This is a genomic window from Actinosynnema sp. NPDC059797 (assembly GCF_042732085.1).
Taxonomy (GTDB): Bacteria; Actinomycetota; Actinomycetes; order Mycobacteriales; family Pseudonocardiaceae; genus Actinosynnema.
Genome location: NZ_JBHWIE010000489.1, coordinates 1 through 4,381 on the forward strand (window position 1 = coordinate 1; position 4,381 = coordinate 4,381).

A 4,381-nucleotide genomic window follows, 5' to 3' on the forward strand; every position below is an offset into this window, starting at 1 on the left:
GGCCCCCCCCCGGGGGGGGGCTCCCCGGGGGGCCGGGGGGGGCGGGCGGGCTCATCTCCACGCCCGGCGCCCCCCACTCCCCGGTGAACGCCGTCTCGGCCAGCGGCCTGCGCACCCGCTCCCGGCGCTCCCGCGCTGCCAGGTCCTCCGGCAGGTCGTCCGGGTCCCCGAGCACCCCGACCGCGACCACCACGACCGGCCGCACGTCCTCCGGGATCGCGAAGGCCTCCCGCAGCGCCTCCGGCGAGAACCCGCCCACCTGGTGCGTGACCAGCCCGAGGTCGACGGCTTGGAGCACGAGGTTCTGCACCGCCAACCCCAGCCCGAACTCGGTGTTCGGCAGCGGCCCGCGGTCGTCGGCCGTGACCACCGCGCCCACCAGCAGCACCGATGCGCGCCCCGCCCACGTCCGGTTGCCCGGCCGCAGCGCCGCGAAGATCCGCTCGAAGGTGTCGTCGCCGCGGTACCCGACGAGGAACCGCGCGGGCTGGGTGTTGCCGTGCGAGGCCGCCCACCGGGCCGCCTCCAGCAGCACCCGGACGACCGCGGGGTCCACCTCGGCCGCCGCGTCGAACGCCCGGGGGCTCCACCGGGCCGCGATCAGGGGGTTGAGGTCCATCAGATCGCGTACCTCCAAGCCGTGATCGCGTAGGCGCCGAACCACGCGCTGAACACCGACACGCCCACCAGCACCGCCACCACCGTCGGGTTGCGCCGCCGCGCCAGCGCCAGCGCCACCGGCAGGAGCAGCGTGAACGCGGGCAGCAGCAGCCGCGCCTTGGAGTTCATCAGCCCGTTCGACCCGAGGTCCATCGCCAGCACGCCGGCCCCGTACACGACCAGCGGCCACTCCAGCCCGCGCCGCAGGCCCACCGCCACCAGCACCAGGGCCGCCACCAGGAACCACACCGTGGCCAGCTCCAGCACCGACCGCGGGTCGCCCAGGACGAGCAGCGCGAACTTCCACGTCGCCGCCCCGCCGTCGAACCGCGAGTCCCACCCGTTCCGCTGCACCGCGAACCAGCCGTCCCAGCGGCCGGTCACCACCGCGACGTACCCCAGGTAGCCCGCCAGCCCGAGCGGCGCGAGCAGCCCGCCCGCCCACGGCCGCCACCCGTCGCGCCGCTGCCAGGCGGCCACGGCCGCCGCCGCGCACACCGCGAGCACCAGCGCCGCCGCCGTGGGCCGCACCAGCCCCGCGCCCGCGCAGCACAGCCCGGCGAGCAGCCAGCGCCGCTCCACCACGCCGACCAGCGACCACGCCGCCAGCGCGCAGAACGTCGCCTCCGAGTAGGTCATCGACAGCACCACGGACATCGGCGACGCCGCGAACAGCACGACCAGCACCAGCCCGGCCCGCCGCGACCCGCCGAACACCGAGGCGCCCAGCCGCGCCAGCCCGTAGGCGCAGACCAGGCCGCTGACCAGGCTCACCGCGAACGCCGCGCCCACCGTCCCCACGCCGGGCAGGGCGTCCAGCCACCGCACCAGCAACGGGTAGCCGGGGAAGAACGCCAGCGGCGTCTCCGCCGACCGCCGCCCGAACGCGTCGACCAGCCCGCTCGGCACGTCCCCGTACCCGCCGCCCGCGATGCCCAGGAACCACTGCCCGTCCCACGAGGTCAGCGCCCCGGTGACGTCCTTGCCCCACCGGTCGGCCATCAACCCCAGCGCCAGCAGCCCCAGCTCGCGCACCAGCAGGTACAGCACGCCGGGCGCGAGGAGCAGCGTCACCCGGTGTCTGGCCACGCGCGCCAGCCGCCCGCGCGCCGACGACGCGTCCTCCGGCTCCACGTGCACGGCCTCCAGGGTTGCCACGGCGACGAGCGTAGTGGGGGTCACGGTGCCCCCTGTCCACTCCTTGGGCCAGGTACTCTCCCGAAGAGCTGGGCTTTCGCACCTGGGAGGAGAGGTTCTGTGGCGCTCGTCGTCCAGAAGTACGGTGGTTCCTCGGTCGGAAGCGCCGAGCGGATCAAACGGGTGGCCGAGCGCATCGTCGCGACCCGGAAGGCGGGCAACGACGTCGTCGTCGCGGTGTCCGCGATGGGCGACACGACCGACGAGCTGCTCGACCTGGCGCGCCAGGTGTCCCCGGTGCCGCCCGCCCGCGAGATGGACATGCTGCTCACCTCGGGTGAGCGGATCTCCATGTCGCTGCTGGCGATGGCGATCACCTCGCTGGGCGCCGAGGCGCGCTCGTACACCGGCTCGCAGGCCGGCGTGATCACCACGTCCGTGCACGGCAAGGCGCGCATCATCGACGTGACGCCCAGCCGCATCCAGGACGCGCTGTCCGAGGGCGCCATCGCGATCGTCGCGGGCTTCCAGGGCGTCAGCCAGGACAGCAAGGAGATCACCACGCTCGGCCGCGGCGGCACCGACACCACCGCGGTGGCGCTGGCGGCGGCCCTGAAGGCCGACGTCTGCGAGATCTACACCGACGTGGACGGCGTGTTCTCCGCCGACCCGCGCATCGTGCCGAACGCCAAGCGGCTGGAGACCATCACCTACGAGGAGATGCTCGAGATGGCGGCGAGCGGGGCCAAGGTGCTCATGCTGCGCTGCGTCGAGTACGCCCGCCGGTACGGCGTCCCCGTGCACGTCCGATCTTCGTTCAGCAACAAGCCCGGGACCATCGTGTCCGGGTCAGTGGAGGACCTTCCCGTGGAACAGGCGATGATCACCGGCGTCGCGCACGACCGGTCCGAGGCCAAGGTCACCGTGACCGCGGTCCCCGACCTGCCCGGCATGGCGGCGCGGATCTTCCGCGTCGTGGCCGAGGCGGAGCTCGACATCGACATGGTCGTGCAGAACGTCTCCCAGGCCGTGTCCGGCCGCACCGACGTGACGTTCACCCTGCCGAAGGACGACGGCCCCCGGGCCGTGGCCGCGCTGGAGAAGGCGCGCGAGGAGATCGGCTTCGACCAGGTGCTCTACGACGAGCACGTGGGCAAGGTCTCGCTGGTCGGCGCGGGCATGCGCTCGCACCCCGGCGTGACCGCGCAGTTCTGCGAGGCCCTGGCCGCGGCCGGGGTGAACATCGAGATCATCTCCACCTCGGAGATCCGGATCTCGGTCATCTGCCGCGACACGCAGCTCGACGACGCCGTGCGCGCCCTGCACGACGCCTTCGAGCTGGGCGGCGACGAGGAGGCCGTGGTGTACGCGGGGAGTGGGCGATGAGCACCGGTCCTGTGCTGGCCCTGGTGGGGGCCACCGGTGCCGTCGGCACCGTCATGATCGACATCATCAACGGCCGGGAGTCCGTGCCGTGGGGTGAGATCCGGCTGATCGCCTCGCCGCGGTCCGCGGGCAAGAAGATCACCGTGCGCGGCGAGGAGCTGACCGTCCAGGCGCTCGCGCCCGAGGTGTTCGACGGCGTGGACGTCGCGATGTTCGACGTGCCGGACTCGGTGTCCGCGGAGTGGGCGCCGGTCGCGGCGGCGCGCGGCGCGGTCGCGGTGGACAACTCGGCGGCGTTCCGGATGGACCCCGAGGTGCCGCTGGTGGTGCCCGAGGTCAACGCGGACGAGGTCGTCAACCGGCCCAAGGGCATCATCGCCAACCCGAACTGCACCACGCTGTCGATGATGGCGGCGCTGGGCGCGCTGCACCGCGAGTACGAGCTGCGCGAGCTGGTCGTGGCCTCGTACCAGGCGGCGTCCGGCGGCGGGCAGGAGGCGATCGACCGCCTGTACGCCGAGGTGTCGGCGCTGGCCGGCAAGGAGGTCGGCGTCCGCGCGGGCGACGTGCGGGAGGTGCTGGACGCGGCGGGCCTGCCGGTGTCCGACTCGCCGTTCCCCGCGCCGCTGGCGCTGAACGTGGTGCCGTGGGCCGGTTCGCTGAAGGACGAGGGGTGGACCAGCGAGGAGCTGAAGGTCCGCAACGAGTCCCGCAAGATCCTCGGCATCCCGGACCTGAAGGTGTCGGCGACCTGCGTGCGCGTGCCCGTGGTGACCACGCACTCGCTCGCGGTGCACGCGACGTTCGCCCGCGAGGTGACCGTCGACGAGGCGCACAAGGTCTTCGCGGCGCAGCCGACCATCGTGCTGGTGGACGACCCGGAGCAGAAGCGGTTCCCGACGCCGGCGGACGTGGTGGGCGAGGACCCCACGTACGTGGGCCGGGTGCGGCAGGCGCTGGACTTCCCGAACACGCTGGACTTCTTCGTGTGCGGTGACAACCTGCGCAAGGGCGCGGCGCTGAACACCTACGAGATCGCGGAGGAGCTGGCGACCCGGCTCTGACCTCCGACCGACCCCGCGAACGCCCCCCCGCCGCCCGGCACGGGGGGGGGGGGGGGGTGCCCGGCGGGTTGGGTGTTTGCCCTGGCTGGGGTGGTGATCGCGCTCGAGGAGGGGGCCACGGCGACCAGAGTGCT

Annotated in this window: 4 protein-coding genes; 2 read left to right on the top strand and 2 right to left on the bottom strand. The window is 73.6% G+C overall.

The window, feature by feature from the left end; genetic code table 11:
* Window positions 1-619 (bottom strand): nitroreductase family protein (locus ACFV4N_RS40330; RefSeq protein WP_499677963.1); only part of this gene is annotated, 619 nt, incomplete at its 3' end.
* Entirely contained in the window at window positions 619-1,818 is a 1,200-nt protein-coding gene (locus tag ACFV4N_RS40335) for a putative hexosyltransferase (RefSeq protein ID WP_499677964.1), read from the bottom strand. The genes ACFV4N_RS40335 and ACFV4N_RS40330, both read right to left, overlap by 1 nt.
* 99 nt (window positions 1,819-1,917) lie before the next feature.
* On the opposite strand from ACFV4N_RS40335, the gene ACFV4N_RS40340 reads away from it, so the two are divergent.
* Both ACFV4N_RS40340 and ACFV4N_RS40345 read left to right on the top strand, forming a co-directional pair.
* The gene (locus tag ACFV4N_RS40340) at window positions 1,918-3,183 is read left to right on the top strand and encodes an aspartate kinase (RefSeq protein ID WP_499677965.1); all 1,266 of its coding nucleotides are present in this window, start codon (window positions 1,918-1,920) and stop codon (window positions 3,181-3,183) included.
* On the top strand, window positions 3,180-4,247 hold the full coding sequence (locus ACFV4N_RS40345) for an aspartate-semialdehyde dehydrogenase (protein WP_499677966.1): 1,068 nt from the start codon (window positions 3,180-3,182) through the stop codon (window positions 4,245-4,247). Before ACFV4N_RS40340 ends, ACFV4N_RS40345 begins: the two co-directional genes overlap by 4 nt.
* The last annotated feature ends 134 nt before the right edge of the window (window positions 4,248-4,381 follow it).